This window comes from Shewanella sp. 38A_GOM-205m (assembly GCF_000518445.1).
GTDB lineage: Bacteria > Pseudomonadota > Gammaproteobacteria > Enterobacterales > Shewanellaceae > Shewanella > Shewanella algae.
The window spans coordinates 213,512-238,330 of sequence record NZ_JADP01000004.1; the positions used below are offsets into that span (position 1 = coordinate 213,512).

General features: G+C 52.5%; 25 protein-coding genes and 3 tRNA genes. 20 read left to right on the forward strand and 8 right to left on the reverse strand.

From position 1 onward, the window contains the following. Positions 1 to 24 precede the first annotated feature (24 nt). A complete protein-coding gene (locus tag N512_RS0105535; RefSeq protein ID WP_028779685.1) occupies positions 25 to 216 on the reverse strand; it encodes a bacterioferritin-associated ferredoxin in 192 nt (63 codons plus the stop codon). A 185-nt stretch (positions 217 to 401) separates the two neighbouring features. Then, positions 402 to 1,328: a D-2-hydroxyacid dehydrogenase gene (locus N512_RS0105540; RefSeq protein ID WP_028779686.1), complete on the reverse strand. Its 927-nt coding sequence runs from the start codon at positions 1,326 to 1,328 to the stop codon at positions 402 to 404. Positions 1,329 to 1,376: 48 nt separating this feature from the next. Here N512_RS0105540 and N512_RS0105545 point away from each other — a divergent pair, with 48 nt between their 5' ends. After that, entirely contained in the window at positions 1,377 to 1,709 is a 333-nt protein-coding gene (locus N512_RS0105545; RefSeq protein ID WP_025009366.1) for a DUF3392 domain-containing protein, read from the forward strand. Positions 1,710 to 1,741: 32 nt separating this feature from the next. Here N512_RS0105545 and N512_RS0105550 read toward each other — a convergent pair whose 3' ends face one another. The 5 genes from N512_RS0105550 to rsgA all read right to left on the reverse strand — a co-directional run bounded on the left by N512_RS0105550 (position 1,742) and on the right by rsgA (position 8,599). Further along, positions 1,742 to 2,461: a glycerophosphodiester phosphodiesterase gene (locus tag N512_RS0105550; RefSeq protein ID WP_028779687.1), complete on the reverse strand. Its 720-nt coding sequence runs from the start codon at positions 2,459 to 2,461 to the stop codon at positions 1,742 to 1,744. 6 nt (positions 2,462 to 2,467) lie between these two features. Next, on the reverse strand, positions 2,468 to 5,671 hold the full coding sequence (locus N512_RS0105555; protein WP_028779688.1) for a mechanosensitive ion channel domain-containing protein: 3,204 nt from the start codon (positions 5,669 to 5,671) through the stop codon (positions 2,468 to 2,470). Positions 5,672 to 5,746: 75 nt separating this feature from the next. After that, a complete protein-coding gene (locus tag N512_RS0105560) occupies positions 5,747 to 6,637 on the reverse strand; it encodes a DMT family transporter (RefSeq protein WP_375336923.1) in 891 nt (296 codons plus the stop codon). 2 nt (positions 6,638 to 6,639) lie between these two features. After that, complete coding sequence (gene asd, locus N512_RS0105565; RefSeq protein WP_025886885.1) at positions 6,640 to 7,503, reverse strand: archaetidylserine decarboxylase; 864 nt, start codon at positions 7,501 to 7,503, stop codon at positions 6,640 to 6,642. A 31-nt stretch (positions 7,504 to 7,534) separates the two neighbouring features. After that, positions 7,535 to 8,599, reverse strand: a complete 1,065-nt coding sequence (rsgA, locus tag N512_RS0105570) for a small ribosomal subunit biogenesis GTPase RsgA (protein WP_028779690.1) — start codon at positions 8,597 to 8,599, stop codon at positions 7,535 to 7,537. A 112-nt stretch (positions 8,600 to 8,711) separates the two neighbouring features. Between rsgA and orn the strand changes: the two genes are divergently transcribed. From orn to N512_RS0105595, 5 genes are all read left to right on the forward strand, one after another. Beyond that, positions 8,712 to 9,257 carry an oligoribonuclease gene (orn, locus tag N512_RS0105575; RefSeq protein ID WP_028779691.1) on the forward strand — a complete coding sequence of 182 codons (546 nt, stop codon included), beginning with the start codon at positions 8,712 to 8,714 and terminating at the stop codon, positions 9,255 to 9,257. Between the two features lie 115 nt (positions 9,258 to 9,372). Next, positions 9,373 to 9,448: transfer RNA gene (locus N512_RS0105580), tRNA-Gly, on the forward strand. Between the two features lie 121 nt (positions 9,449 to 9,569). After that, positions 9,570 to 9,645, forward strand: a tRNA-Gly gene (locus tag N512_RS0105585). 46 nt (positions 9,646 to 9,691) lie between these two features. Then, positions 9,692 to 9,767 (forward strand) — tRNA-Gly (locus N512_RS0105590). A 198-nt stretch (positions 9,768 to 9,965) separates the two neighbouring features. Continuing rightward, positions 9,966 to 10,421, forward strand: a complete 456-nt coding sequence (locus N512_RS0105595; RefSeq protein ID WP_028779692.1) for a hypothetical protein — start codon at positions 9,966 to 9,968, stop codon at positions 10,419 to 10,421. A gap of 132 nt (positions 10,422 to 10,553) precedes the next feature. On the opposite strand, the gene N512_RS24330 is transcribed toward N512_RS0105595, so the two are convergent. Further along, positions 10,554 to 10,730: a hypothetical protein gene (locus N512_RS24330; protein ID WP_156029077.1), complete on the reverse strand. Its 177-nt coding sequence runs from the start codon at positions 10,728 to 10,730 to the stop codon at positions 10,554 to 10,556. A 112-nt stretch (positions 10,731 to 10,842) separates the two neighbouring features. On the opposite strand from N512_RS24330, the gene N512_RS0105610 reads away from it, so the two are divergent. From N512_RS0105610 to N512_RS0105675, 14 genes are all read left to right on the forward strand, one after another. Further along, positions 10,843 to 12,327 carry a bifunctional ADP-dependent NAD(P)H-hydrate dehydratase/NAD(P)H-hydrate epimerase gene (locus tag N512_RS0105610; protein WP_028779693.1) on the forward strand — a complete coding sequence of 495 codons (1,485 nt, stop codon included), beginning with the start codon at positions 10,843 to 10,845 and terminating at the stop codon, positions 12,325 to 12,327. Between the two features lie 38 nt (positions 12,328 to 12,365). Next, entirely contained in the window at positions 12,366 to 12,848 is a 483-nt protein-coding gene (tsaE, locus tag N512_RS0105615; protein ID WP_028779694.1) for a tRNA (adenosine(37)-N6)-threonylcarbamoyltransferase complex ATPase subunit type 1 TsaE, read from the forward strand. Then, a complete protein-coding gene (locus tag N512_RS0105620; protein ID WP_028779695.1) occupies positions 12,835 to 14,160 on the forward strand; it encodes an N-acetylmuramoyl-L-alanine amidase in 1,326 nt (441 codons plus the stop codon). The genes tsaE and N512_RS0105620 overlap by 14 nt, the downstream gene beginning before the upstream one ends. 7 nt (positions 14,161 to 14,167) lie before the next feature. Continuing rightward, the gene (gene mutL / locus N512_RS0105625) at positions 14,168 to 16,030 is read left to right on the forward strand and encodes a DNA mismatch repair endonuclease MutL (RefSeq protein ID WP_028779696.1); all 1,863 of its coding nucleotides are present in this window, start codon (positions 14,168 to 14,170) and stop codon (positions 16,028 to 16,030) included. Then, positions 16,023 to 16,949 carry a tRNA (adenosine(37)-N6)-dimethylallyltransferase MiaA gene (miaA, locus tag N512_RS0105630; protein ID WP_028779697.1) on the forward strand — a complete coding sequence of 309 codons (927 nt, stop codon included), beginning with the start codon at positions 16,023 to 16,025 and terminating at the stop codon, positions 16,947 to 16,949. Before mutL ends, miaA begins: the two co-directional genes overlap by 8 nt. Positions 16,950 to 17,036: 87 nt before the next feature. Continuing rightward, positions 17,037 to 17,312: an RNA chaperone Hfq gene (gene hfq / locus N512_RS0105635; protein WP_025011327.1), complete on the forward strand. Its 276-nt coding sequence runs from the start codon at positions 17,037 to 17,039 to the stop codon at positions 17,310 to 17,312. A gap of 20 nt (positions 17,313 to 17,332) precedes the next feature. After that, positions 17,333 to 18,640, forward strand: a complete 1,308-nt coding sequence (hflX, locus tag N512_RS0105640; protein ID WP_028779698.1) for a ribosome rescue GTPase HflX — start codon at positions 17,333 to 17,335, stop codon at positions 18,638 to 18,640. 35 nt (positions 18,641 to 18,675) lie between these two features. Continuing rightward, complete coding sequence (gene hflK / locus N512_RS0105645; RefSeq protein WP_025011326.1) at positions 18,676 to 19,815, forward strand: FtsH protease activity modulator HflK; 1,140 nt, start codon at positions 18,676 to 18,678, stop codon at positions 19,813 to 19,815. 3 nt (positions 19,816 to 19,818) lie between these two features. Continuing rightward, positions 19,819 to 20,742: a protease modulator HflC gene (gene hflC / locus N512_RS0105650; RefSeq protein ID WP_025011325.1), complete on the forward strand. Its 924-nt coding sequence runs from the start codon at positions 19,819 to 19,821 to the stop codon at positions 20,740 to 20,742. A 378-nt stretch (positions 20,743 to 21,120) separates the two neighbouring features. Continuing rightward, complete coding sequence (gene petA, locus N512_RS0105655; RefSeq protein ID WP_025011324.1) at positions 21,121 to 21,711, forward strand: ubiquinol-cytochrome c reductase iron-sulfur subunit; 591 nt, start codon at positions 21,121 to 21,123, stop codon at positions 21,709 to 21,711. Further along, a complete protein-coding gene (locus tag N512_RS0105660; protein WP_025011323.1) occupies positions 21,711 to 22,928 on the forward strand; it encodes a cytochrome b in 1,218 nt (405 codons plus the stop codon). Before petA ends, N512_RS0105660 begins: the two co-directional genes overlap by 1 nt. After that, positions 22,925 to 23,620: a cytochrome c1 gene (locus tag N512_RS0105665; RefSeq protein ID WP_025011322.1), complete on the forward strand. Its 696-nt coding sequence runs from the start codon at positions 22,925 to 22,927 to the stop codon at positions 23,618 to 23,620. The genes N512_RS0105660 and N512_RS0105665 overlap by 4 nt, the downstream gene beginning before the upstream one ends. Positions 23,621 to 23,715: 95 nt before the next feature. Beyond that, on the forward strand, positions 23,716 to 24,345 hold the full coding sequence (gene sspA, locus N512_RS0105670) for a stringent starvation protein SspA (RefSeq protein WP_025011321.1): 630 nt from the start codon (positions 23,716 to 23,718) through the stop codon (positions 24,343 to 24,345). Next, a complete protein-coding gene (locus N512_RS0105675) occupies positions 24,345 to 24,797 on the forward strand; it encodes a ClpXP protease specificity-enhancing factor (RefSeq protein WP_025011320.1) in 453 nt (150 codons plus the stop codon). The genes sspA and N512_RS0105675 overlap by 1 nt, the downstream gene beginning before the upstream one ends. The last annotated feature ends 22 nt before the right edge of the window (positions 24,798 to 24,819 follow it).

Here is a 24,819-nt window from a genome sequence, read left to right on the forward strand (position 1 = left end):
GCTTTTGTTTTTTTACCCAATATATCAGGCGACTTCGTAATAATTGGGCTCGATATCCAGCTGATTCTGGATGATTTGCGTCGCCATCCGTACACACTTACCGCATTGATCACCCACACCGAGGCGTTTTTTCACCTCGCTGAGGCTAATATCTCCCTGGCTGACAGCCTGCTTTATCTGGGTATCCGTAATCGCATGACACAGACAAACGTACATTTATCGGGCTCCGGTTGCTGCTGGTAAGTGGAAGGCAATTTTCAGTCCGTAATTCTAAATGAAAACCGTTATCAATACTAATAACACTTGGGTATATTTTAGGGCTGATCACCCTTTAGTTGGTTATTAGGTCTTTAGTCAGCCATAGCACCGCGCCCGGAGGAATGGGCGCGCTAGAGTAAGGATTAGTAGCCTCTGTCGAAGTACACCAGGTTCTCCAGTGATTCGGCATTGAGGTAGTGGTGATAGTTGCGAGCGAAGATATCGACCACCTGAGACGGGAAGCTGGGCGCCGAAATATGGGGAGTGATTACCGCATTGGGGCAATCCCAGATGGGGTGCAGCGGCGACAGCGGCTCCTGGGCAAACACATCCAGCACGGCTTTGAGCCGGTTTCTGCGGCCGAGTTCGACCACCAGGGCATCCAGATCTAGGGCGTCGCCGCGGCCTATGTTGAACAGTATCGCGCTGTCTTTGAGTTGTGCCAGCTTCTCTTTGCTCAGCAAGCCTCGGCTCTTCTGAGTGCTCGGCAGAGTGTTAACGACCACATCGGCCTGAGGCAAAAGCTCATCGAGCTGGGCCGGGCTGATGATGCAATCAAAGCCCGCGACGGCCCTTTGGCTGCGGTTCATACCCCAGACCTGCATCTTGAAGTGCTTGGCACTGGCGGCCAGGTACTCACCGATGGAACCCGTGCCCAGGATCAGCATCTTCATCCCCTGTAGGGTGGCCAGGGAGCCTGGGTGCCAGTATTTCTCCTGCTGCTGGTGATGATACAGCGCATGTTGGCGAACTTCGGCGAGCAGATAACCGAACACATATTCACTCATCAAGGGGCCGAAGATCCCCTTCACATTGGTCAGCAGGTAGTCTTTCCTGGTTTTAGCGCCAAGTAGTTTATCGACACCGGCGAAGGTTGATTGCAACCAACTGAGATTCTTGCCGTGACTCAGCAGCGGTTGGGCCAGAGCCGGCTCGGCCAGCCAGATATCGGCACTGGCGATATTGGCCGGGTCATCGCCCAGGATAGTAAGGCCAGGAAGTGATTTTTCTGACAACAACTGTCGATATTCAGCATTTTCCCGGGTGAGTAACAGCAGCTTGTATGCCATAGTATCTGTCCTTGTTGTTTTCGTTATTTTTATGGATTTTATATTTTAATGGATTCAGTTACGCAACTGCTGACCCAGCTGGGCAGTCAGCTCTATCCCTGGCTCAATGAGATAGCCACCGCCATGGTTGCCTGCGTCATTTTGGTGTTCGGTGCCGACTTCAACCGTTTTCTGCGCCGTAAGCTCGGGGCTCGCAATTTTGTGCTGCGCACGCTGATCTTTATTCTGGTCAACGCCTTTGGTTACGGCATGCTGATAGTGGCGCTCAGTCCCTGGCTCGCCAGGCAGCTGGCGCACCTACCGGCGCTGTGGACTTTACTCTTGGTCAGCGCCACCTTTATCTTTGTCGGCAGCTGGGCCCAGCGCAATAACCAGAGTTGAACACGCTAATCAGAGAGCATTCAAACGACTAATCACTCAAACCAGTGGCGGTAGTCGGTTTGTGACTCCTGAGTCAATGCGGCGGCGGCTCTGTCTGGATAGTTGGCAAAAATACCATCTACCCCCAGCGCCGCCAGTGCCCTGATATCATCGGCATCATCTACGGTATAGACATACACTTTGGCGCCACGCTGATGAGCATCGGCAACCAGTTCACGGCTGATAAAGCTGATATCCAGATGCAGTGACCAGGCTTTGAGTTCACTGACCACGGCGGCTTGGTTGAGAGCTATCCCTTCGAGCAGTGGCGCCACGGGTACGTCGGGCAACTGCTGTTTTACCTGTTTGAGCCAGAGATGATTGAATGAAGACACCAGCAGCTGCTCTGGCTGGTAGCCGAGTTGCAGTAGCTGCGGGTATTGCTGGATAAAAGGCTCGACGCAACCCACTCCCTTGAGCTCTATGTTGACAGTCATGCGCCCCTCGATAAGCTCAAGTACCTGGCGCAGGGTAGGGATAGGTTCTCCCTCGACCCTCAGCTGCCGTAGGTAGCTGCTGCTTTGCTGCGCGAGCAGCCCTTTGCCGTCGCTCTTGGGGCTCAGGCGGCGGTCATGGAAGACCCAGAGCTCACCATCGGCATGATGTACATCCAGCTCAACTGCCTCACAACCAAGCTCTAGTGCCAGCGCCATAGCCTTAAGGGTGTTTTCCGGCGCATAACCACTGGCGCCACGGTGCGCGAAAATCAACATCTGCGATTAACCTCTGATAATACCGCTGGTGTCTTTGTTGTGCGTGTTGCTGATATGCACTTCCAACTGAGGATAAGCCAGCTCCAGCTGGTTCTCCTTGAGCTTCTTGCTGATCCGCTTGTGCAGATCGTGGCGCAGCGGCCAGCGGGAAGACATATCTTTGGCGTAAGCCCTGACTTCATAGTCCTGAGTGTGCTTGCCGAAACCGGCAAACCAGACTTCCGGCTCAGGGGTTTCCAGTGCGTTTTCACACTCTTTCACTGCCTGATAGAGCGCGGCCTCCACCCGGGCAGGGTCTGAATCCCTGGCGACCGAAACATAGATGATCACCCGGGTAATGGGATCTGACAGCGACCAGTTAATTAACTGCTCTGTGATAAAGGCCTTGTTGGGGATGATAATCTCTTTCCTGTCCCAATCTATGATGGTGGTTGCGCGAATTTTGATCTTGGAAACCGTGCCTGTGAGCTCACGAATAGTGACGGTATCGCCGATACGCACCGGCTTTTCAAACAGTATGATAAGGCCCGAGATAAAGTTGGCGAAGATCTCCTGCAGACCAAAACCCAGACCCAGAGTCAAGGCCGCAATCAACCATTGTAGCTTGGACCACTCCATCCCCAGGGTGGCAAAGCCGATGACGATACCGATAAAGACCACCAGGTAACGGGTCACAGTGGTGATGGCAAAGCCGGTTCCCGGGGTGAGATCCAGCTTTTGCAGCACAGTCAGCTCCAACAGGCCGGGCAGATTGGTGGCTATCATCATGGAAAAGCCGACCACAATGGCGCCAAATACCAGCGACTTCATGGTGATGGGCAGAGGCTGCTCGACTCCGCCTACCCCGGTAGTCGTTGTTGTCCAAAGAGTAATGCCGTCGAGGAAGCTGAACAGGGCGGTGTGGGTTTGGGTCCACAGGCCGACCAAACAGGCCAGAAACGCCAGCAGCAGCAGGGATCTCACCAAACCCAGTGATTGGCTGGACATGGTTTCCAAATCGACTACCGGCTCTTCATAGGTGTCCTGATGATCGTTGGTGCCCGATGAGGTATCGCCTTTTTCCCGCTGCGCCAGACGCTCGGCTCGGCGGGCCTTGGCGCGATCGAAGGCGATGCGGCGCCTTTCAATCAACATCCAACGTTTCAGTAACTGGTACAGCAACAGGAAGCCGAGTCCCAGCAGTAAAGAAAGCTGCAGCTGCAGCAGCATCTGGAAGGCGGTGAAATAGTAGCCCCTGAATGCCAACACGGCGCTCAGTGGCGGCACCAGCAACAGCAGCAGCCACAGCAGCTTTTGCAGCAGGCGCTTGTTCTTGTCGTCCAGATGGCTTTCACGGTAGCGACGGGACAGAGTCAGTACGTCCCGATAGAGCATAAACAGCATGATACAGAACAGAATAAAGGCACCGCGGCCTATGCTGTTGCGCACCAGAGAGGAGTCGAGAATTTCGGTAAAGCCCATGACGCCCACCAGAGGCATGGCCATGATGACAAAGCGGCGAAAACGCTGTTGGCCTTGACGGATCACCTCTTGCGGCCGTTTGAAATGACCTATGAGCAGGCCCTTGTCCAGCGCCAGCAGATAGATGAAGCGATAGAGCTGGTACAGGCTGCCTATGGCCAGTACACCCATGCCTATGGCCTGAATGGGATTACTGTCGGACTGCAGCATAATCAAGCCGGCAGCCACTATGGGAAAGGGTTTGAATAGACTGTAACCGGCGCTGATCACTAATGTCTGGATGGTGTAAATGAACTTATCCTGGGTCACCTTGCCGACCGGCGCCTCACATTCGCGCATCATGGTCTTGAATCTGGGGGTGAGAATATCCTGGGCAACCAGACACAACACCACCAGGATGATCCACCAGGACCAGTAAGGACTCAGTTCGGTCAGTCCCTGCTTTATCTCAGGCAGACTGGTTTGTTGCCAGAGCCAGAGACTGGAGCGCTGCAGATCCGTCAGCCACAGCTTGCTGATGCTGTAGGCATTGGGTACCCAGAACAGGTGTTCATTGAGGGTGGACTTGAGCCTCTGGTAGCTGTCGGTGAGCAGCTCATACTTGCTCTTGAGCTTGGCCAGTTCACTGAGATAAGTGTCATAGCCTTTCAATAGTTGATTCAGCAAAGCCTGTTGCGACTCGAGCAGCCGCAACTGAGATTCATTGCTGTAGGCCTGGGTCGTTAGCAGTTGCTCATTGGCGGCAAACTGCTGCTCAATCTGATAGCGATTGAGTCTGGCATCGGCTATCTGGGTCTGCAGGTGCTCTTGGTTGGGAGGCTTTGGCAGTGACTGCAGGATCTGCAAAAAGCGCTCACCGAAAACCGGGTTCATCTTGACCCAGCTTATCTGCTCCTTGATGTTGTCCAGTTGCTTGCTGTGGGACTGATCCAGCTTCTCCGCTTGTTCCTGCAGGGCTATGGTCTGCGCCGTCTGCTCCGTCAGTAGCTGCAATTGCTGGCCATATCTCTGGTTGGCCAGACTCAGCTCTGTGGTCAGGCGATCGCGGCCATCAGCCTCGGCATTGAGGGTTTCGGCCAGTGTGGCATTGACCTGCTGCTGCCTGGCATCGGTAATGGCGCGGTTAAGCTGTTCGATAAGCAGCTCTTGTTGCTGCAACTGCTTGCGTACCAGTTGCAGTTGTAACTGATGTAATTCGCGCTTTTGTTGGCTGACTGCCAACTCGCTTTCCAGCGTGGTGAGCTGTTGCTCCAGTAATAACAACTGTGCCTGTTGCAGCTCTTTGGCGGCATTGTCAGTGGCCACTGCCTGGGCCTTTTGCTGTTGCAGCAGTGCCTGTCTGATTTTGACTATTTCGGCAGGTAATTCGCTGTGGCGTTTGAGCATGGCGCTGTTGGCCTGGCTTAGGCTGGTTTCACTCTCTTTCAGTTCGGAAAGACGCAGGTAGGCCATGGAGGCCTGCTGATCCAGATCCTGATGGAGTTCGGGCTTAAGTGGCGCGGCGGCTTCCTGCAGCTGATCATAAAGATGCTGGCGCCTGCTTTCGAAATTGAGTTGCAGTTCCTGATAACTGCGGTTGGTGTCGGCAAGCTGCTGAATGCTCTTTTCCAGCTGCGCCAGTTGTTGCTCCTGCGACAGAGTTTCAGTGTTTTGTTGGTTGAGACCCAGACGTTTATCCAACCCCAGTGGCGAGTTGGCCTGGGCGGAGGCGATAAATAGACAAAACAGCAGAAGGCAGGCTCGAACCATAGTTAAATTCAAAGAGCTAAATTCAAAGAGTTAATCGACAGCTCATATTAGCTAAGTTAAGCGGGTTTTGATATGTCAGCCAAGGTTCTTTTTCGGGGCTTGTGATTTGTGACTCTGTGATGTTTCAAACAAGGCGGTAGCTACCACTAAAGTGCCACCGATAGCGGTTGCCAGAGTCAGCGATTCATCCAGCAGCAACCAGGCGAGCATGGCGCCATAGAAGGGTTGTAAACAGGCAACCAAACCGACAGTCTTGGCGCTCAGGTATCTGAGTGCCGAAGTAAACAAGGCATGGGGCGCCGCGGTAAAGACGACTCCCAAAAGCAGCAGCAATCCCCAGGTTTGGTTGCTGATGTCACCGACATCAAGATTGTGCCATGGAGCCAACACCAGCACTGCTACCGCGGTTTGATAAAACATCGCCTGCTGGCCGCTGTAGGCGGTGAAGTAGCGTTTGTGCAACAGGTTACGGGCGGTGAACAAGATGGCGGAAACAACGCCAACCAGGATCCCAAGGGTAACATCATTGCCCAATGATGGCTCGGGGATCAGCAGAATCACCCCCAGCAGCACCGCCAAACCGCTGACAAGGTCTCTAAGGTGCAAGCGACTGCCGGTAAACCAGGGTTCGATCAGCACTGTCATCACGGGATAGGTGAAAAAGGCTATCATGCCGATGGCGACAGAAGAGAGTTGCATCGCCGCAAAGTAGGTCACCCAATGGAGGCTGACAATCACTCCAAGTAACAGGGCAATAAGGTAATCTTTGCCGCGCAGCAAGCGCAGGCGCTGACGGCTGAGTTTAACCAGCAGCGCCAGAACGATGGCGGCGATAACGCAGCGCAGCAGAGTGATATCGAGGGCGCTCAAGGGAATAAGCCGGGAGAACAGGGCGGTTCCCCCGAACAGGAGTACCGCCAGATGCAGTTCTGTCAGGCCTGTACGAGCTTGCCCCTTGGCAGACAAGTTCAGTCCTCTATTTTGGCAAAAGGTGCACCCATACGGGTCACGGCGCCTGGCTCAACACCATCGGCAAATTCATCTAGGGCGTCCTTGGCAAACAGCATGACCACGGTACTGCCCAATTTGAAGCGGCCCATCTCGGCACCTTTCTCCAATGTGATCGCATCCGGCCCTGTGGTGGGGTATTCCCAAGTAAAGACGCGTTTGCCTGTCGGCGGAGTGACAGTGCCGGCCCAAACGGTTTCAATACTGGCCACTATGGTGGCGCCGACCAATACCATGGCCAGGGGGCCAATCTCGGTTTCGAATATGGCTACCACTCGCTCGTTACGGGCAAACAGCCCGGGTACATTGCGGGCGGTCAACGGATTGACCGAGAAGAGTTCGCCGGGTACATAAGTCATTTTCGACAGCGTACCTTTGATGGGCATATGGATTCTGTGATAGTCCTTGGGCGCCAAATAAATGGTAGCAAAGTCACCGTCTTCGAAGCGTTCGGCGTCTTTGGCCTGATTGCCCAGCAGGGTCAGAGCCGAATAGTGGTGACCTTTGGCTTGAAAAATGCGGCCGTCTTCAATGGGACCACACTGACTCACGGCGCCATCGACCGGGTGCACTATATATTCTGCGTCCTGATGCAGAGGGCGAACGCCGTCTTTCAGGGCGCGGGTGAAAAAAGCGTTGAAGCTTTTGTAGGCTTCAGGCTCACTCTGAGCCGCTTCTGACATATCTATCTTGTACTGTTTGATAAACCAGCGAATAGCCCAGGTGGTCAGCTTGCCGGCTTCGGCCGCGGCCAGTTTCCCGACCAGACGGGACAACAGGTGTTTTGGCAGCATGTACTGCAGTGCAATCTTCACTTTATCCAATTTTTGCTTCCTTCAAATGGGCTTTGCCAGCCTAAATGTCGTCCATGCCGGCGCGGAAGTGGCGGGCGTGACGCTGTTCATCCAGACTGGTGATAATTCTGTGATAATTGTTGAATCTGTCTTCGGCAATTTTGCCTTCCTCTACCGCTTTACGCAATGCGCAGCCAGGATCGTCCAGATGTTTGCAATCGCGGAATTTACAGCCGCCGAGAAAATCCCTGAACTCCACGAAGCACCAGCCGACACGGTCGGCAGGTAAGTGCCAGAGGGCAAATTCGCGAACCCCTGGAGAGTCAATCAGATCGCCGCCGCTAGGCAGGTGAACCAGTTTGGCCGTGGTAGTAGTGTGCTGACCCAGGCCTGAGTTTTCCGAGACTTCCCCGGTTTGCAACTGCGCCTGTGGCAGCAGGGCATTGATAATAGACGATTTACCTACCCCGGATTGCCCGGCAAATACACTGGTTTTGCCTTGCAACAGGGTTTTCAGTTGCTCTATCCCTTCAGCGGTTTTACTGCTGACTTTATAGACCGGGTAGCCGATAGCGCGGTAACGGGCCAGGGCGGTTTCCACTTCAACAGCCTGAGTCTCGTCCAGCAAGTCGACCTTGTTGAGAATGATCACCGGCGGAATTTCTGTGTCTTCAGCCGCCACCAGATAGCGGTCAATAATCTGGGTAGTAAAGCTCGGCAGCACAGATGACACTATAAAAATTTGATCTATATTGGCGGCAATGACTTTAACGCCATCATAGAGATCGGGCCGGGTCAGTGACGAGCTACGCGGGTGGACGGCTTCAACCACACCGGCGACAGTAGTTTGTGGATCGGTCGCCAGACGTACCACTACTTTATCGCCGGTAACCAGGCTGCCTATGGTGCGGCGAAGATTACAACGAACCAGTTGGCCATCATGGGTTTCAATATCGGCATGCTGACCGAAACGGGAAATAACCGTGGCCTCCAGCTTGGGGCCGAGTGAGCTATCCTGTATTTCAGGAGCGGCCTCTGTAGCGTTTTTTCCACGTTGCAGACGCTTCTGATGATTGGCTTTCATACGGCGCAGTTGGCCATGACTCAATGGTTTCTTTTTACTCACAGGCTGTTCTTCGCGGTATAAGGTGATTTTGTGTCTTGGCAAAAAGCAGTATGATACACGGTCTTAAACAAAAAAGCCTGAATTTAGGCGAACAGGAGCGATAGGCTGAGCTATGGTTGCGGATGCAAATAACCTGATTTGGATAGATCTCGAGATGTCCGGGCTGGAGCCTGAAACCGATAGAGTACTGGAAATAGCCACCTTGGTTACAGACAAGGAGCTGAACATTATCGGTGAAGGGCCTGTGATAGCGATTCACCAGAGCGATGAAGTGTTGGCTGCCATGGATGATTGGAATCAACAACATCATGGCGCTTCCGGGCTAATTGAGCGGGTGAAAGCTTCGAAACACACAGAGGCTGACGCCATAGCCAAGACCATAGCTTTTTTGAGCCAGTACGTGCCTAAAGGGGTGTCCCCCATGTGTGGCAACAGTGTTGGTCAGGACAGACGCTTTCTGAACAAGTATATGCGTGAGCTGGAAGATTACTTCCATTACCGCAATATCGATGTCAGTACGGTCAAGGAACTGACCAAGCGTTGGCAGCCGGAAATCATGAAGGATTTCAAAAAGCAAAATACTCATCAGGCTTTGATGGATATTCAGGAGTCGATCGCCGAACTGAAATTCTATCGTGAACGGGTATTTAAAATTTGAGCGATCGGTAGATAAATCTGTTTCAGGGGGTTGCAGCAGATGGAAATTTCCATATAATGCGGCCTCACCTTTCCGCTGGTGGTAACCAGTGTGAACGGTTAAAGTAAGTGGAAATGCGACATTAGCTCAGTTGGTAGAGCGGTACCTTGCCAAGGTACAGGTCATCGGTTCGAACCCGATATGTCGCTCCAAATTCCAGACACCCACTGTCTTTAAATGTGGACTTAAGTGATGCGACATTAGCTCAGTTGATAAAACAGAGGTCGGTACCTTTGTTGATTATCAGCTCGGATGATGCAGCAAACAAGCAATGCGACATTAGCTCAGTTGGTAGAGCGGTACCTTGCCAAGGTACAGGTCATCGGTTCGAACCCGATATGTCGCTCCAAATTCCAGACTCCCACTGTCTTTAAAGGTGGATGCATTATTGCAATGCGACATTAGCTCAGTTGGTAGAGCGGTACCTTGCCAAGGTACAGGTCATCGGTTCGAACCCGATATGTCGCTCCAATCTTTATTTCCCCTTCAAAATTCTTAAAAAGTGCTTTTCGTGATCTGCCGCAGGTTTCTTGCGTTTTGTCTAATGTAGCGACATTTGTAAGCACTGATTTATGACCTTGTTCAAATATTCCCACCTTTTTTACTTCCATAATGTCTCCATACCGAATTGAATTGTGCCGTTGACGGCAGAAGAATGGAGATAGGCAGATGCGTATTCAACAGTTACGTGAACTCCTTGAATTTGTAGCGAAATGTCGTCTTGATATGGCTCAGCTCTATCACAGATTACACACTCAGGCCGACTCATCCAGGGTCAAACTAATGCTGGAATATTTTGAACAGCATCAGAAACATATTGCTGAAACTCTCGAAGACTATATCGATGATGCGCCAAACAAGATCCTCGATACCTGGTACAAAGACATTGTTTTTGAGGACTTTGGCAAGCGCTGCCGCGATACCATGCTGGCGGCCAATATGACAGAGGATGATGTGCTGAATCTGCATCTGGATCTGGAAAACCGCTTGATTGCCTTACTGGAAAAAACTGCCGGTTCGTCGGCTTCGGCCGAGGTAAAAGGGGCTTTGGAGGATTTGGTGCGGGTCGAGAAGATCCAGCAGCAACGACTGGTGCACAGTACCATACGTATGGACGATATTTAACGTCTCCCAGACTTGGCGGATCTGCTTGGGTCTGCCGTTAGTTCTGCCCGGCCCAGACCGGGCTTTTTCATTTTTATCAACTTGTTCTGATTCAAGTCATAAATACTCACTGACTTTACTGCTAGTGTGTTGTCAATCATCACAGTCTTTATGCTGATTTTTTATCGGTAGTGTCAGCGCCCGAAAGATGCCAACGGCGACCAATAAGGCGCAGAGAGCCAGGAGCCAGAACCAGGGAAATGCCCCGTTAAAGGGTAGTCCCAGCAGTAATACGCAGAGTATTAAAATAAGCAGTGTCAGCAGCATCATCCCTGTGCTTCCTTCCGGCATCCTTTGCCACAGCATAAGTTTAGTGAACGAGTGGATTTTTTCGAGTTAACAAGTCATCAGTATCTGTCAGTCAGGAGATAGGAGAATCGATATGGCCCAGGATTTGTCAGATATGCCCCGTCAGCTGTATAGCGCCAAGGCCGTGCGCCAGGCCGAATTGGACTGGGTGGCTGCCGGCCAGGGCAGCCTCTATGAGTTGGTCGAGCGGGCAGGGAAAGCTGCCTTTGAGTTATTGGCGGCCAAGCTGACTCAAGGCAGCCGGGTACTGGTCATTGCCGGGCAGGGAAACAACGGCGCCGATGCCTTGGTCTGTTTGCGCTGGTTATTGAACTCGGGTTTCAACGCCAGCCTGTTTATCTTTCCCGCCAGTCAGCCCAGCACCGAGTGGCAGCAAGCCTGGGATAAGTTGCAGCAATCCGCGCCGAAGGTGGCTCAGGTATCAGATATAACCGCAGCCGAATATGATTGGATAGTGGACGGCCTGTTGGGAACCGGCCTCAAGGGCGATGTCCGGCCGGAAGCCGCCGTCATGATAGCCCGGATAAACGCCGCGCGGGCCAAGGTGCTGAGTCTGGATTTGCCTTCCGGTATAGATGCCGATACCGGCGCAGCTCTAGGGGCGGCAGTCGAAGCCGAGCAGACACTCTGTTTTGCGGCCCTTAAGCAAGGGCTACTGACCGGCAGGGCCAGGCACTGCTGCGGCGAACTGCATTTTGTTGACTTGGGGCTGAGTGAATTCCTGCCACCATCGGATGTGGTCAGAGTCGGCGCTGAGTACCTCAAGGGGCTTTTCGATGCCCGCCCCAGGGACAGCCACAAGGGCAAATCGGGCAAGGTCACCGTTATAGGCGGCGATTATGGCATGGGGGGGGCAGTCAGGTTGGCGGGCGAAGCCTGTCTCAGGGCCGGCGCCGGTTTGGTTACTGTGGTGAGCCGGCCGGAGCATCAGCTCACGGTCAATGCCAACAGGCCGGAACTGATGTTCTGGGGCTGTGAATTGGTGGATATGGAGGTTTATTTGCGCCTTGGCTGGGCACAGGTACTGGTGTTGGGGCCAGGGCTTGGCCGCGCCGACTGGGGATACAATCTGTTCAAGGCGGTCAGCCTGAGCGATAAGCCCTGCGTGCTGGATGCCGATGCGCTCAATCTCTTGAGCCAGGAAAAACGCTCCCAGGACAATCGGGTTCTGACCCCTCATCCGGGGGAAGCCGCCAGGTTGCTGGCAACGGGTACTGCTGATGTCGAAGCCGACAGGTTTGCAGCGGTTAGAAAGCTGCAGGCTCAATATGGCGGTGTGGTACTGCTTAAGGGCGCGGGTACTCTCATTTATGATGGTAAACAGCTGTTTGTTGCCCCTGTGGGGAATCCCGGGCTCGCCAGCGGTGGGTGCGGCGATGTGTTATCTGGTATAATCGGCGCGCTGATGGCTCAGGGGCTGGACAACACCCGCGCGACTGTGGCAGGCGTGATAGTTCACGGCGGCGCTGCCGACCTTGCTGCCCGTGATGGGGAGAGAGGCATGCTCGCCAGCGATCTTATGCCCTGGATCCGCCATCTGGTAAACACTGACTTGTAAGCTTAATGGGCCAATGTAAGGCGTGGATCCACACTTAAATGACTATCGAACACAGCTTGACTCTGCAATTGGCAGATGAGACTCAAACTGTCGCCTTCGGGCGGCAATTGGCGGCCTTGATCAGTGCGCCGCTGACCATTTATCTGACCGGAGAACTTGGTGCCGGCAAAACGACTTTCAGCCGTGGCTTAATTCAAGCCTTGGGTCATCAAGGTGCGGTTAAGAGTCCGACCTATACACTCGTGGAACCTTATGAGCTTGAAGGAATCGAAGTATATCATTTCGACCTTTATCGACTCAGCGACCCTGAAGAACTGGAGTTTATGGGGATCCGGGATTACTTCAACGAGCGCAGCCTTTGCATTATTGAATGGCCGGAACAGGGAATGGGGTGCTTGCCCGCTGCCGATATACATCTGCATATCAAGTATGCTAATACTGGTCGCGAAGTCTCTCTGCAAGCCGGTTCCGACAAGGGTAAGGTGCTATTAAGAAAAATAACAAACAATGGTAAAGACTAATAACATCTTATTTAAACTGACTTTTTTTGTTATCTGTTGGGTAATGGCGGCGCCAACTTGGGCAGCCAATAAACTCGACGGTGTGCGTATTTGGGCGGCGCCCGAGTCTACCCGGGTGGTATTTGACTTAAGCCAGGCGCCTGATTACAGCTATTTCACGCTGAGCAACCCTGACAGACTTGTGGTGGATCTGAAAAAGAGCACCAATGGCGTCAAGCTGGAAAAAGTTGAAAACAACAGCCCCTTGGTCAAAAGGGTGCGTTTGAGCCAGCCGCCGGAGAAAGGCACCTTGCGGGTGGTCATAGATCTCAAGCGGGCCGCTAAGGCCAATCTGTTCTCCCTGCCGCCAACCGCACCATACGGCAACCGTTTGGTGGTGGATCTCGATGACAAGAGCACTTCGGCCAAAGCCAGGGTAACCCCGACAGCCACTGAAGCGGTGCGGGATGTGATTATTGCCATCGATGCCGGTCATGGCGGTGATGACCCTGGTTCTATCGGGCCTTCCGGTTTGTACGAGAAAAAGGTCTCACTAGCGATTGCCAAGCGAGTCGAGCAGAAAATCAACGCGACTCCCGGACTTAAAGCCGTGATGATTCGCACCGGTGACTACTTTGTTAACCTGAACCGTCGCTCGGAACTGGCGCGACAGAGTAAGGCCGATCTGCTGATCTCAATCCACGCCGATGCCTTTACTTCACCTCAGCCCAGAGGCGCCTCTGTATGGGTGCTCTCCATGCGCAGAGCCAATACCGAGATCGGCCGCTGGCTGGAGCAGAAAGAGAAACATTCAGAGCTGCTCGGCGGTGCCGGTGAGATTATTCAAAATACCGACAATGAGCAGTATCTGGCGATGACCTTGCTGGATATGTCGATGGATAGATCCATGGCGATGAGTCACACAGTGGCCAGCGACATACTTTCTGGTTTGGGTAAGGTGACCAAACTGCACAAGCACAAGCCCGAGTCGGCGAGCCTGGCGGTACTCAAGTCGCCGGATATCCCGTCCATTCTGGTGGAGACTGGTTTTATCTCCAACCCTCAGGAAGAGAAGTTGCTCAGTAATGCCAACCATCAGGACAAGCTGGCCAAGGCGATTCATAAAGGCGTGCTCAAGTATTTTGAAGCCAATCCGCCGGCCGGTACCATGCTGGCCAAACAGGGCGTGATTAAACACAAGGTTGTCAGAGGTGAATCTCTGTCGGTAATCGCCAATCGTTATGAGGTGTCGGTGGCCGATATCAAGAAAGCCAATAACCTGAAATCGGATGTAGTGCGTATAGGTCAGCAACTGGTTATCCCCAGAGCCTGAGGAAGAAATGGCAATTCAGATATTACCCCCACAACTGGCCAACCAGATTGCGGCGGGCGAAGTGGTAGAGAGGCCGGCCTCCGTTGTGAAGGAGCTGGTGGAAAACAGCCTGGATGCCGGTGCAACCCGAGTCGATATCGAGATCGATAAGGGCGGCGCCAAGCTTATTCGAATTCAGGACAATGGCGGCGGTATCGCCAAGGAGGAACTGGCACTGGCGCTGTCCCGTCACGCCACTTCCAAGGTGCATACACTGGACGATCTTGAAGCCATTCTCAGCTTTGGCTTTCGAGGCGAGGCGCTGGCCAGTATCAGTTCGGTTTCCCGCCTGACCCTGACATCTCGCACGGCCGAACAATCCGAGGCCTGGCTTGCTTACGCCGAAGGCACGGATATGGGGGTCAAGATACTGCCTGCGGCCCATCCAGTGGGTACCAGTATTGAAGTGGTCGATCTCTTCTTCAATACCCCGGCGCGCAGACGTTTCCTCAAGAGTGACAAGACAGAATTCACCCATATCGATGAGTGGCTGAAAAGGATTGCGCTGGCCAGGCCGGAAATTCACCTGACTTTGAAACACAATGGCAAACAGGTGCGCAACTATCGTCCGGCAGAGAATGAAGCCCAATATCTGCAACGGCTGGCTCAGGTCTGTGGTCGGCCGTTTGCTGAGCAAGCATTGAAGGTGGAATGTCAGCATGACGATATGCGCCTCAGTGGCTACCTGCAGTCCCCCTGGCAAGTTGAGCCTTGTGATACTCACTATTTTTATGTCAATGGCCGCCTGGTCAGAGACCGTTTGGTGAACCATGCGGTCAGGCAGGCCTTTGCCGGTTTGGCCGAGTTGGAACAACCCGGCTATGTGCTGATGCTGGAGCTGGATCCCCACCAGGTAGATGTCAATGTGCACCCGGCCAAGCATGAGGTGCGTTTTCATCAGGCCAGATATGTGCACGATTATATTCTGCAGGCCTTGAGCTCTGCCCTGCAGCAAGCGCAGCAACTGCCAGTCGATGACGTTAATCCGCATTTAAGCCAAACAGATTATGCTGCGGCCATTGACGCGCGTTCAGACGCCGCTGGCACAAGCTTCACCCAAGGTGGGACGACAGATAGCAGCCGTGCCGAGCCGAGTTTTCGCGAGCCCGAGTCAAGCGGCGGCAGCGCTGGATATCAAAGCCAATATAGCGGCAACGCCCCTTTAGGTGGCAAGGCATCGGGTTCATATTCTGGGGGCAATCCCCGTCAGGGAGCCGCTGCCCCGTCCAAGTCGGCCATCAGCAGTTATGGCGCTTTATTGTCGACGCCTGGCGTGGTCAATGAAGCAAGCCCAGAAGCTAAGATGACCGTCATGCCGCCTCTGCTGGATGGCGAGCATTGGGTGTTGGTCGAAGATGAGCAACTTAAACTGCTCAAGGTGAAAGCTGCTGCCAAGCGATTGAGATATATTGAGATTATCGCTCGCATCCCTACCGGGCTGACTGGTCAGCCCCTGTTGATGCCGGTTGCTGTGGATGCCGACCCTGAATGGCCGGTATTGCTGGAGGAAAGGGCGACTCTGCTGAGGCAGCTAGGGCTGGATCTCAGTATTCGTCATTCGCAGTTGATAATCAAAAAAGTGCCCCCATATCTGAGGGACGCGCAGCTGGCAAGTTTGATCCCTGAGCTGCTGCAATGGCTCAGATTTGAGCAGCCCCAGGAAGCGGCCTTGGCCAATTGGCTGGCGCAGAGCAGCTTAAGTAGCTTTGTTTCGGCACCATTGATATGGCAGGGGATCTCTGCATTGGACGAGCAAGCTCGGCAAGAAATTTTACAGCTGGCCAAGGTATTGCCTTGGCAGCAATGGTTGGAAGAAGAAGGCAGTGAGTAAGGCGAAACAGCCAAGAGTGCTGACATTGATGGGGCCCACTGCCTCAGGAAAAACAGCGTTGGCGCTGGAACTCGCCGAACATCACAACTGCGAGATCATCTCGGTAGATTCGGCACTTATCTATCGGGAAATGGATATAGGCACGGCTAAGCCCAGCGCGGAAGAGCTGGCTCGCGGGCCGCACAGGCTGATAGATATCCGCGATCCCAGCGAAAGTTATTCAGCTGCCGATTTTCGCAGCGATTGTCTGCGGGAGATTGAGCAGATAATCAGCATGGGAAAAACCCCGCTTTTGGTGGGTGGTACCATGTTGTATTTTAAAGCATTATTGGAAGGCTTATCGCCACTTCCCAGTGCCGATGAGGCGATAAGAGCTCAGATACAGCAGGAAGCCGAGCAGCAAGGCTGGCAAATGCTGCATCAGGAGTTGGCGCGGATTGACCCGGTTTCGGCCGCACGCATTCATCCCAATGACCCACAGCGACTGGCTCGGGCACTAGAGGTATATCGTATCAGCGGTAAGAGTTTAACAGAGCTGACTCAATCCAAATCTCCTGAGCTTCCCTATGATGTGGTGCAGTTTGCCATTGCGCCACAGGAGCGCAAGACGCTGCATGGGCTGATTGAGACAAGATTTATGCAGATGCTGCAGGCCGGATTCACCGACGAAGTGGCCAAGCTGAAGCAAAGGGGCGATCTGCACCTGGATATGCCCTCTATGCGCTGTGTTGGATATCGTCAGTGTTGGCAATATCTGGAGGGTGAATTTGACCATGATACTATGGTCGAAAAAGCCGTCGCTGCTACTAGGCAATTGGCAAAGCGTCAATTAACATGGTTGCGAGGATGGCCAGAGTTGAATTGGCTGGAGACCGGGGCGCAAGGGAATATAGTTCAGCTTATACGCCACTGCCGCTAGCTTAATAGCCCTTGCTGTATAATACTCAAACCGAACAAGAAAGCTTTTTGTTAGATTTTATATAAATTAAAAAAAGGAAATAAAAACATGGCTAAGGGGCAATCTTTACAAGACCCATTTCTGAACGCACTACGCCGTGAGCGCGTTCCTGTTTCCATCTACCTAGTCAACGGTATCAAGTTGCAGGGACAGGTGGAATCTTTTGACCAGTTCGTTATCTTGCTGAAAAACACGGTTAGCCAGATGGTATACAAGCATGCCATTTCAACTGTTGTGCCTTCTCGTCCATTCAACGTGAGCAATCACCAGGGCGGCGGCCAGCAGGGCTATAACTCGCAGCATGATGATAGCAGCGAACAGTAATAAGTTAAGGAGTTCACTTCTTGTTTGATCGCTATGAGGCGGGAGAAACTGCAGTACTTGTTCATATCGACTTTTCCGACGAAGACAGCCGGGAAGACCTTCTCGAATTGCAACTCTTGGTCGATTCGGCTGGAGCACGTTCGGTAGGGGTGATAACAGGAAGCCGCCGGGCACCTGACCGCAAGTTTTTCTTGGGGACGGGAAAGGCGGAAGAACTGGCAGCTTTGGTAGCTGCGACCGAGGCAAATGTGGTGATCTTCAACCACGCATTGAGTCCTGCACAGGAAAGAAATCTTGAAATCCTGTGTCAATGCCGGGTGTTGGACAGAACCACGCTTATCCTCGATATCTTTGCTCAGCGGGCCCGTACCCATGAGGGTAAGTTGCAGGTGGAGCTAGCGCAGTTGCGCCACATGTCGACTCGCCTGGTACGGGGCTGGACTCACCTTGAACGTCAAAAGGGCGGGATAGGTTTGCGCGGCCCCGGGGAAACCCAGCTGGAAACTGACCGGCGATTGCTGCGGGGGCGGATCAAGTCCATCAATCGTCGTTTGGAAAAAGTGGACAAACAGCGGGAACAAAGTCGCCGGGCCAGACAGCGAAGCGACTTGGCTACTGTGTCACTGGTCGGTTATACCAATGCCGGAAAGTCCACTCTATTCAACGCTTTGACAACATCGGAGGTCTATGCTGCCGATCAGTTGTTTGCGACCCTGGATCCGACGCTGCGTAAGCTGGAGTTGGACAACGGCGCCGTATTTTTAGCCGACACTGTGGGGTTTATTCGTCATTTGCCCCATGAGTTGGTGGCGGCGTTCAAGGCGACATTACAGGAAACCCGCCAGGCTGACCTCCTGCTGCACGTGGTGGACTGCGCCGACGACAATATGAATGACAACTTTGAGCAGGTGCAAGAAGTGCTCAAAGAGATTGAGGCCGATGAAATTCCGCAGCTTCTGGTCTGCAACAAGATAGATCTGCTGGAAGAGATAGGCCCAAAAATAGATTTCGACCCCGAAGGCCGGCCATACAGAGTATGGATTTCGGCCCAAAAAGGGTTGGGACTGGACCTTCTCAAGCAGGCGGTGGATCAACTGACCGCTGCCACTATAGTTGAGCTTAGCTTGAGAATACCGGCAATGGCCGGACATTATCTTGGCCAGTTTTATCGACTGGATGCGATACAGCAGAAAGAGTATGACGACCTGGGGAACTGTATCTTGTCTATTCGTTTACCACAGCCGGACTGGCATCGGCTGGTTAAACAGAGTCAAGGTGAGTTGGAAACCTTTATCCTCGAACCCGAGATTGATAAAGTAGTTTGTTAATAATCTCGTTTATTCATCCACTTATGGAGAGTTAAATGGCTTGGAACGAGCCCGGTAACAAGGGTAATGATCCTTGGGGAAACAAAGGTGGCAACGACAAGGGGCCACCGGATCTGGACGATGTATTTCGCAATCTGACCAAACGCTTTGGCGGCAAGGGCAACGGTGGTTCTGGCTTCAGCATGGGGACTCTGGCCATAGTTGCAGGTATTGCCCTGGCAGTATGGGGTTTTTCCGGTTTCTACACTATCAAGGAAGCGGAGCAGGGTGTCGTGCTGCGTTTCGGTGAACATGTCGGCGAAGTTGGTCCCGGCCTGCACTGGAAAGCCACTTTTGTCGATTCGGTTTTACCGGTAGATGTCTCAACGGTTCGCTCTATTCCTGCTTCCGGCAGCATGCTGACAGCCGATGAAAACATGGTCGTGGTTGAACTCGATGTGCAGTACAAGGTGAAAGATGCCTACCAGTATCTGTTCAGTGCCGTTGATGCCAACTCGAGCCTGCGTGAAGCTACCGACAGTGCGCTGCGTTATGTCATAGGTCATTCAAAAATGAATGACATTTTGACCACAGGGCGTGCCAAAGTTCGTGACGACACCCGCGCCGAGATTGAACGTATTATCGCGCCTTACAATTTGGGACTGCAGATTGAAGACGTTAACTTCCTGCCGGCCAGACCGCCTGAAGAGGTGAAAGACGCCTTCGATGACGCGATTTCAGCACAGGAAGATGAGCACACTTATATCCGTCAGGCCGAAGCTTATCAGCTGGAAATTGAGCCCAAGGCTCGTGGTCAGGTGGAGCGTATCAAGCAGGACGCCCGTGCATACAAAGAACGTGTTATCCAGGATGCCGAAGGTGCCGTGGCCAAGTTCAACAAGCTGCTGCCCGAGTATAAGCAGGCCCCTGAAGTGACTCGCGATCGCCTCTATATCGATGCGATGCAGCAGGTGTTCAGTGATACCAATAAGGTACTGATAGATGCCAAAAATAATGGCAATTTGATGTATCTGCCACTGGATAAGCTGATGTCTCAGGAAGGCAAGTCTAAACCCAAAACTGAACAGGAACCCGAGCAGCAAGTGGATGCCGTCAGTAGTCAAAGAAACACTAACAGCAGCAGTTTCAACGGACGCATGTCCCGCGAAGAGCGTATGCGTCAGGGAAGGGAGTAAACCATGAGCAGATTCGTACTCATTATTATTGCCCTGCTGGCGGTCGTTGGTGTGTCTTCGCTGATGGTCGTCAACGAAGGGGAGCGTGCTATTGTTTCCCGCTTTGGTGAAGTGTTGAAAGACAAGGTCGACGGTAAAATGGTGCCCCGAGTCTATGGCCCGGGTCTCAACGTTAAGATCCCGTTGATCGACAAAGTCCGCTATATGGATGCCCGTATCCAGACTCTGGATGGCGCCGCCGACCGCTTTGTGACCTCTGAGAAGAAAGACCTTATGGTCGACTCTTATGTTAAATGGCGGATCAAAGACTTTGAAAAGTACTATCTGGCTACAGATGGTGGCAACAAGTCCAAGGCCGAGTCACTGTTGCAGCGTAAGATTAACAGTGACCTGCGTACCGAGTTCGGTAAGCTGACCATTAAACAGATTGTTTCCGGTACCAGTGAAGGCAGCACAAGCTTGTCTGAGAGCAGCAGTCGTGATGACCTGATGCGTATCACCCTGGAAAATGCTGCCAAGAGTGCTGAAGGTCTGGGTATAGAAGTGGTCGATGTCAGGGTGAAGCAGATCAATCTGCCATCCAACGTTAGCCACAGTATCTTCCAGCGGATGCGTGCCGAGCGTCAGGCGGTAGCCAAGAAACACAGGGCAGAAGGTAAAGAAGCGGCTGAGAAAATCCGTGCACTGACCGATGCCGACGTGGTAGTGACTCTGGCCAATGCCCGTCGCGATGCAGAGAACATCCGCGGTGAAGGCGACGCCATTGCTGCCAAAATTTACGCCGATGCTTATACCAAGGATCCTGAATTCTTCAGTTTCCTGCGTAGCCTGGAGGCCTACAAGGCCAGCTTCGCCGGTAAGTCTGATGTCATGGTGTTGGAGCCGGACAGCGAATTCTTCAAATACATGAAGCAAAAAGGCAAGTAATTGCACTACTTGAAAGACCCGGACTGGTTCCGGGTCTTTTTTTATCTTTTTCTCGGCTTGATGCGAAAGTCACAGAATTATTGGCATTAATGTGTAAAGCCAAAATATACTGTTAATAGTCAATTGGTTATGTTTTAGCTGTGGTTAAATTACTCTCGAGATGCTCAGATTTTGCAGCCTAAATCTGCTGTTTTTTTAACCCTATCTGCTAAAAAACTGTAATCTCCCTAACCAACTTGTGTCTTTTGACTATGATCTGCTTCTAATTTTTCGCTATAATGAGCCCCGCCTCAAAATTCGACTTTTCCCTTTAGTGAGAACTAAGAGGCCTAAAGTCTTGAAAAACAAAAATTCCAACACCCTCTGGGAGATAAGTGGATGAGCAATGCGCCAGTCGATACCGGACGTCGCAGATTCCTGACAGCTGCAACCGCCGTAGTGGGCGGTGCTGGTGCCGTCGCTGTAGCGGTTCCCTTTATAAAGTCATGGAATCCGAGTGCCAAAGCGAAAGCTGCAGGTGCGCCGGTAGAAGTAAATATCAGTAAGCTAGAACCAGGTCAGCTGATCCGTGTGGAATGGCGTGGCAAACCCGTATGGATTGTCCGCCGTACTGAGGAAGTTCTTAACGAGCTCCCAACCCACGATGACAGACTGCGGGACCCGGCTTCTGACGAATTACAGCAGCCTGATTACGCCCAAAATGGCGTACGTTCGATTAAGCCTGAGTACTTTATTGCCGTAGGTATTTGTACTCACCTGGGTTGTTCACCTACTTACCTGCCAGACTCTTTCTCAGAGCAGGTTGAAGGTGTGACTTCAGGTTTCTTCTGTCCATGTCACGGTTCCAAGTTCGATATGGCTGGTCGCGTCTTCCAGGGCGTACCTGCTCCACTGAACCTGGTGATTCCTCCACATCAATACATTGATGATGGTAACGTGCTCATCGGCGTAGACCAGGGAGCTGCATAATGGTTAAGAATATAATTGACTGGATCGATGCGCGTATCCCTATGACGGCAACTTATAACCGCCATGTTGGTCAGTACGCCACCCCCAAGAATTTTAACTTCTGGTATTTCTTCGGCTCTCTGGCACTGTTGGTTCTGGTAAACCAGCTGTTGACCGGTATCTGGCTGACCATGAACTATGTGCCTACCGCCGAAGGCGCATTTGCCTCCATCGAATACATCATGCGTGATGTCGAGTACGGCTGGTTGCTGCGTTACATGCACTCCACCGGGGCTTCGGCCTTCTTTGTGGTGGTTTACCTGCATATGTTCCGTGGCCTGCTCTACGGTTCTTACCAGAAGCCTCGTGAACTGCTGTGGCTGTTCGGTATGTTGATCTTCCTGGTACTGATGGCCGAAGCCTTTATGGGTTATCTGCTGCCGTGGGGCCAGATGTCCTACTGGGGCGCCCAGGTAATTATCTCACTGTTCGGTGCTATTCCGGTTATCGGTGATGACTTGACCCTGTGGATCCGCGGTGACTATGTGATCTCAGGTGCAACCCTGAACCGCTTCTTCGCTCTGCACGTTATCGCGTTGCCTCTGGTACTTGTGGTACTGGTATTCCTGCACCTGATTGCGCTGCATGAAGTGGGTTCCAATAACCCGGATGGTATCGAAATCAAGAAGAACAAAGATGAAAATGGCTGGCCTGTCGATGGCATCCCATTCCATCCTTACTTCACCGTAAAAGATATCATGGGCGTTGCCGGCTTCCTGATTGTCTTCTGCTACGTGCTGTTCTTTATGCCTGAAGGTGGTGGTTACTTCCTCGAGAAGCCTAACTTCGAAGCTGCTAACCCAATGAAGACACCTGAGCATATTGCACCTGTATGGTACTTCACTCCGTTCTACGCCATCTTGCGGGCCGTACCGGACAAGCTGGGTGGTGTCGTTATGATGGGTCTGGCGATTGCCGTACTCTTTGTTCTGCCATGGCTGGATCGCTGTAAGGTCAAGTCGGTTCGCTACCGCAGCATGATTCACAAGCTGAACATTGCTCAGTTTGCTGTGTCCTTTATCGTCCTGGGTTACCTGGGTGCGGTACCTGCGACACCAACGCTGACCATTGTTGCCCGAATCTTTACTTTCACTTACTTCGGTTTCTTCCTGCTGTTGTTCATCTACAGCAAGAGTGAAAAGACCAAGCCAGTACCAGAAAGGGTGACATTCAAATGAAAAAGTTATTGATTGCTTTGGTTGCCTTTGTGCCTGGTATGGTGTCTGCCGCCAGTGGTCACAATGTGCACCTGGAAGATGCCAATATTGATCTGACCGATAAAGAGTCGCTGCGTCGTGGTGTGGAGCTGTTTCAAAACAACTGCGCCGGTTGTCACAGCACTCAATATCAACGTTACCAACGTGTCGCCGAAGATCTGGATATTCCTGTCGATGAGATGCGCAAGCTGATCCACACAGATGCCAAGATCGGCGAGCTGATGGAAAACTCGATTGAAACCAAAGATGCGGCCAAGTGGTTCGGTGCCGCGCCACCGGACCTGACTCTGGTAGCCCGTGTCCGTGGTGAAGATTGGGTATATTCCTACCTCAAAGGGTTCTACAAAGACCCAAGTCGTCCTTTCGGCGTGAACAACACAGTGTTCCCGTCAGTCGGTATGCCGCATGTGCTGGAAGGCCTGCAAGGTATGCCGGTTAAGCAGGAAGATGGCAGCATCACCGTCAGCGGTGGCAGTCTGTCTGCGGAAGAGTACGATCAGGTTGTTCGCGACCTTACCGGTTTTCTGGTTTACTCGGCTGAGCCGGTTAAACTGGAGCGCGAAAACCTGGGTAAATGGGTACTCGGCTTCCTGTTCATATTCTTCGTGATCGCATACCTGCTCAAGAAAGAATATTGGAAGGATGTACACTAACCCTTAGAAAGGGGTAGAATATATTATCCGCATAATGTAAACGGGGGGCATTGCCCCTCGTTTACATTTGTTTTTTTCAATTCCGGAGGGTATCAATGGCTGTTGCTGCCAATAAACGCTCTATCATGACCCTGTTCTCAGGTGCCGATGATCTCTATAGCCATCAGGTTCGCATCGTATTGGCTGAAAAAGGGGTAACTGTTGATGTGTTGCAGGTGGATCCCAATGATATGCCAGAGGATCTGCTGGAACTCAACCCTTACAACTCAGTGCCTACACTGGTAGACCGTGAACTGGTGTTGTACGAAAGCCGTATTATCATGGAGTATCTGGACGAGCGCTTCCCGCACCCGCCGCTGATGCCCGTTTACCCAGTTTCCCGCGGTCAAAGCCGTCTGATGATGCATCGCATCGATACAGACTGGTATTGCCTGGTCGACCGCATCCGTAAGGGTGACCGCGCCGATGCGGCCCGTAAAGAGTTGCAGGAAAGCCTGCTGTCTATCGCGCCTGTGTTTGCCGAAATGCCTTACTTCATGAGTGAAGAGTTTGGTTTGGCTGACTGTTATCTCGGCCCCTTGTTGTGGCGTCTGCCAGTGCTGGGTATCGAACTGGATAACCGCGCGGGTAAAGACATCAAAGCCTATATGAACCGTATTTTCGAGCGTGAGTCCTTTAAGGCCTCTCTGACCGAAGCCGAGCGCGAAATGCGCATGGGTATCTGATGAAAGATTTGACCCCAAGTCGTCCATATCTGCTTAGAGCTTACTATGAATGGCTGATGGATAATCAGCTGACCCCACATCTGGTAGTGGATGCCACTGTGCCGGATATTCAGGTACCGCTGCAGTATGTTAAGGATGGTCAAATAGTACTGAATGTCGCCGGCAGTGCTGTCGGTGGCCTGCAGCTCGGCAACGAGTTTGTCGAGTTCAATGCTCGTTTCGGTGGTGTGCCACAGCAAGTGCTGCTGCCTATGGCTTCTATTGTTGCCATCTATGCCCGTGAAAATGGTGCCGGCACAGTATTCGATATGGAAGACGCCTATCTGCTTGAAGAGGGTGAAGAATCACTGCTGAATGTGGTTGAAGAGGTTGAACAGCCACGGACTGAAGCCGAAACTGAACCTACAGCAGACAAGCCCAAACGGCGTGGCCACCTGACTTTGGTTAAATAAAGCCGGGTTGACGCTTCAGCTA

Bases quoted from the DNA above. Each gene is read 5' to 3' on its own strand.
- hfq (WP_025011327.1), top strand. From the start codon at position 17,037: ATGGCTAAGGGGCAATCTTTACAAGACCCATTTCTGAACGCACTACGC.
- orn (WP_028779691.1), top strand. From the start codon at position 8,712: ATGGTTGCGGATGCAAATAACCTGATTTGGATAGATCTCGAGATGTCC.
- N512_RS0105610 (WP_028779693.1), top strand. From the start codon at position 10,843: ATGGCCCAGGATTTGTCAGATATGCCCCGTCAGCTGTATAGCGCCAAG.
- hflK (WP_025011326.1), top strand. From the start codon at position 18,676: ATGGCTTGGAACGAGCCCGGTAACAAGGGTAATGATCCTTGGGGAAAC.
- N512_RS0105550 (WP_028779687.1), bottom strand. From the start codon at position 2,461: ATGTTGATTTTCGCGCACCGTGGCGCCAGTGGTTATGCGCCGGAAAAC.
- N512_RS0105675 (WP_025011320.1), top strand. From the start codon at position 24,345: ATGAAAGATTTGACCCCAAGTCGTCCATATCTGCTTAGAGCTTACTAT.
- tsaE (WP_028779694.1), top strand. From the start codon at position 12,366: ATGACTATCGAACACAGCTTGACTCTGCAATTGGCAGATGAGACTCAA.
- petA (WP_025011324.1), top strand. From the start codon at position 21,121: ATGAGCAATGCGCCAGTCGATACCGGACGTCGCAGATTCCTGACAGCT.
- N512_RS0105555 (WP_028779688.1), bottom strand. From the start codon at position 5,671: ATGGTTCGAGCCTGCCTTCTGCTGTTTTGTCTATTTATCGCCTCCGCC.
- N512_RS0105620 (WP_028779695.1), top strand. From the start codon at position 12,835: ATGGTAAAGACTAATAACATCTTATTTAAACTGACTTTTTTTGTTATC.
- N512_RS0105665 (WP_025011322.1), top strand. From the start codon at position 22,925: ATGAAAAAGTTATTGATTGCTTTGGTTGCCTTTGTGCCTGGTATGGTG.
- N512_RS0105540 (WP_028779686.1), bottom strand. From the start codon at position 1,328: ATGGCATACAAGCTGCTGTTACTCACCCGGGAAAATGCTGAATATCGA.
- N512_RS0105535 (WP_028779685.1), bottom strand. From the start codon at position 216: ATGTACGTTTGTCTGTGTCATGCGATTACGGATACCCAGATAAAGCAG.
- N512_RS0105660 (WP_025011323.1), top strand. From the start codon at position 21,711: ATGGTTAAGAATATAATTGACTGGATCGATGCGCGTATCCCTATGACG.
- N512_RS24330 (WP_156029077.1), bottom strand. From the start codon at position 10,730: ATGATGCTGCTGACACTGCTTATTTTAATACTCTGCGTATTACTGCTG.
- mutL (WP_028779696.1), top strand. From the start codon at position 14,168: ATGGCAATTCAGATATTACCCCCACAACTGGCCAACCAGATTGCGGCG.
- hflC (WP_025011325.1), top strand. From the start codon at position 19,819: ATGAGCAGATTCGTACTCATTATTATTGCCCTGCTGGCGGTCGTTGGT.
- sspA (WP_025011321.1), top strand. From the start codon at position 23,716: ATGGCTGTTGCTGCCAATAAACGCTCTATCATGACCCTGTTCTCAGGT.
- N512_RS0105595 (WP_028779692.1), top strand. From the start codon at position 9,966: ATGCGTATTCAACAGTTACGTGAACTCCTTGAATTTGTAGCGAAATGT.
- N512_RS0105545 (WP_025009366.1), top strand. From the start codon at position 1,377: ATGGATTCAGTTACGCAACTGCTGACCCAGCTGGGCAGTCAGCTCTAT.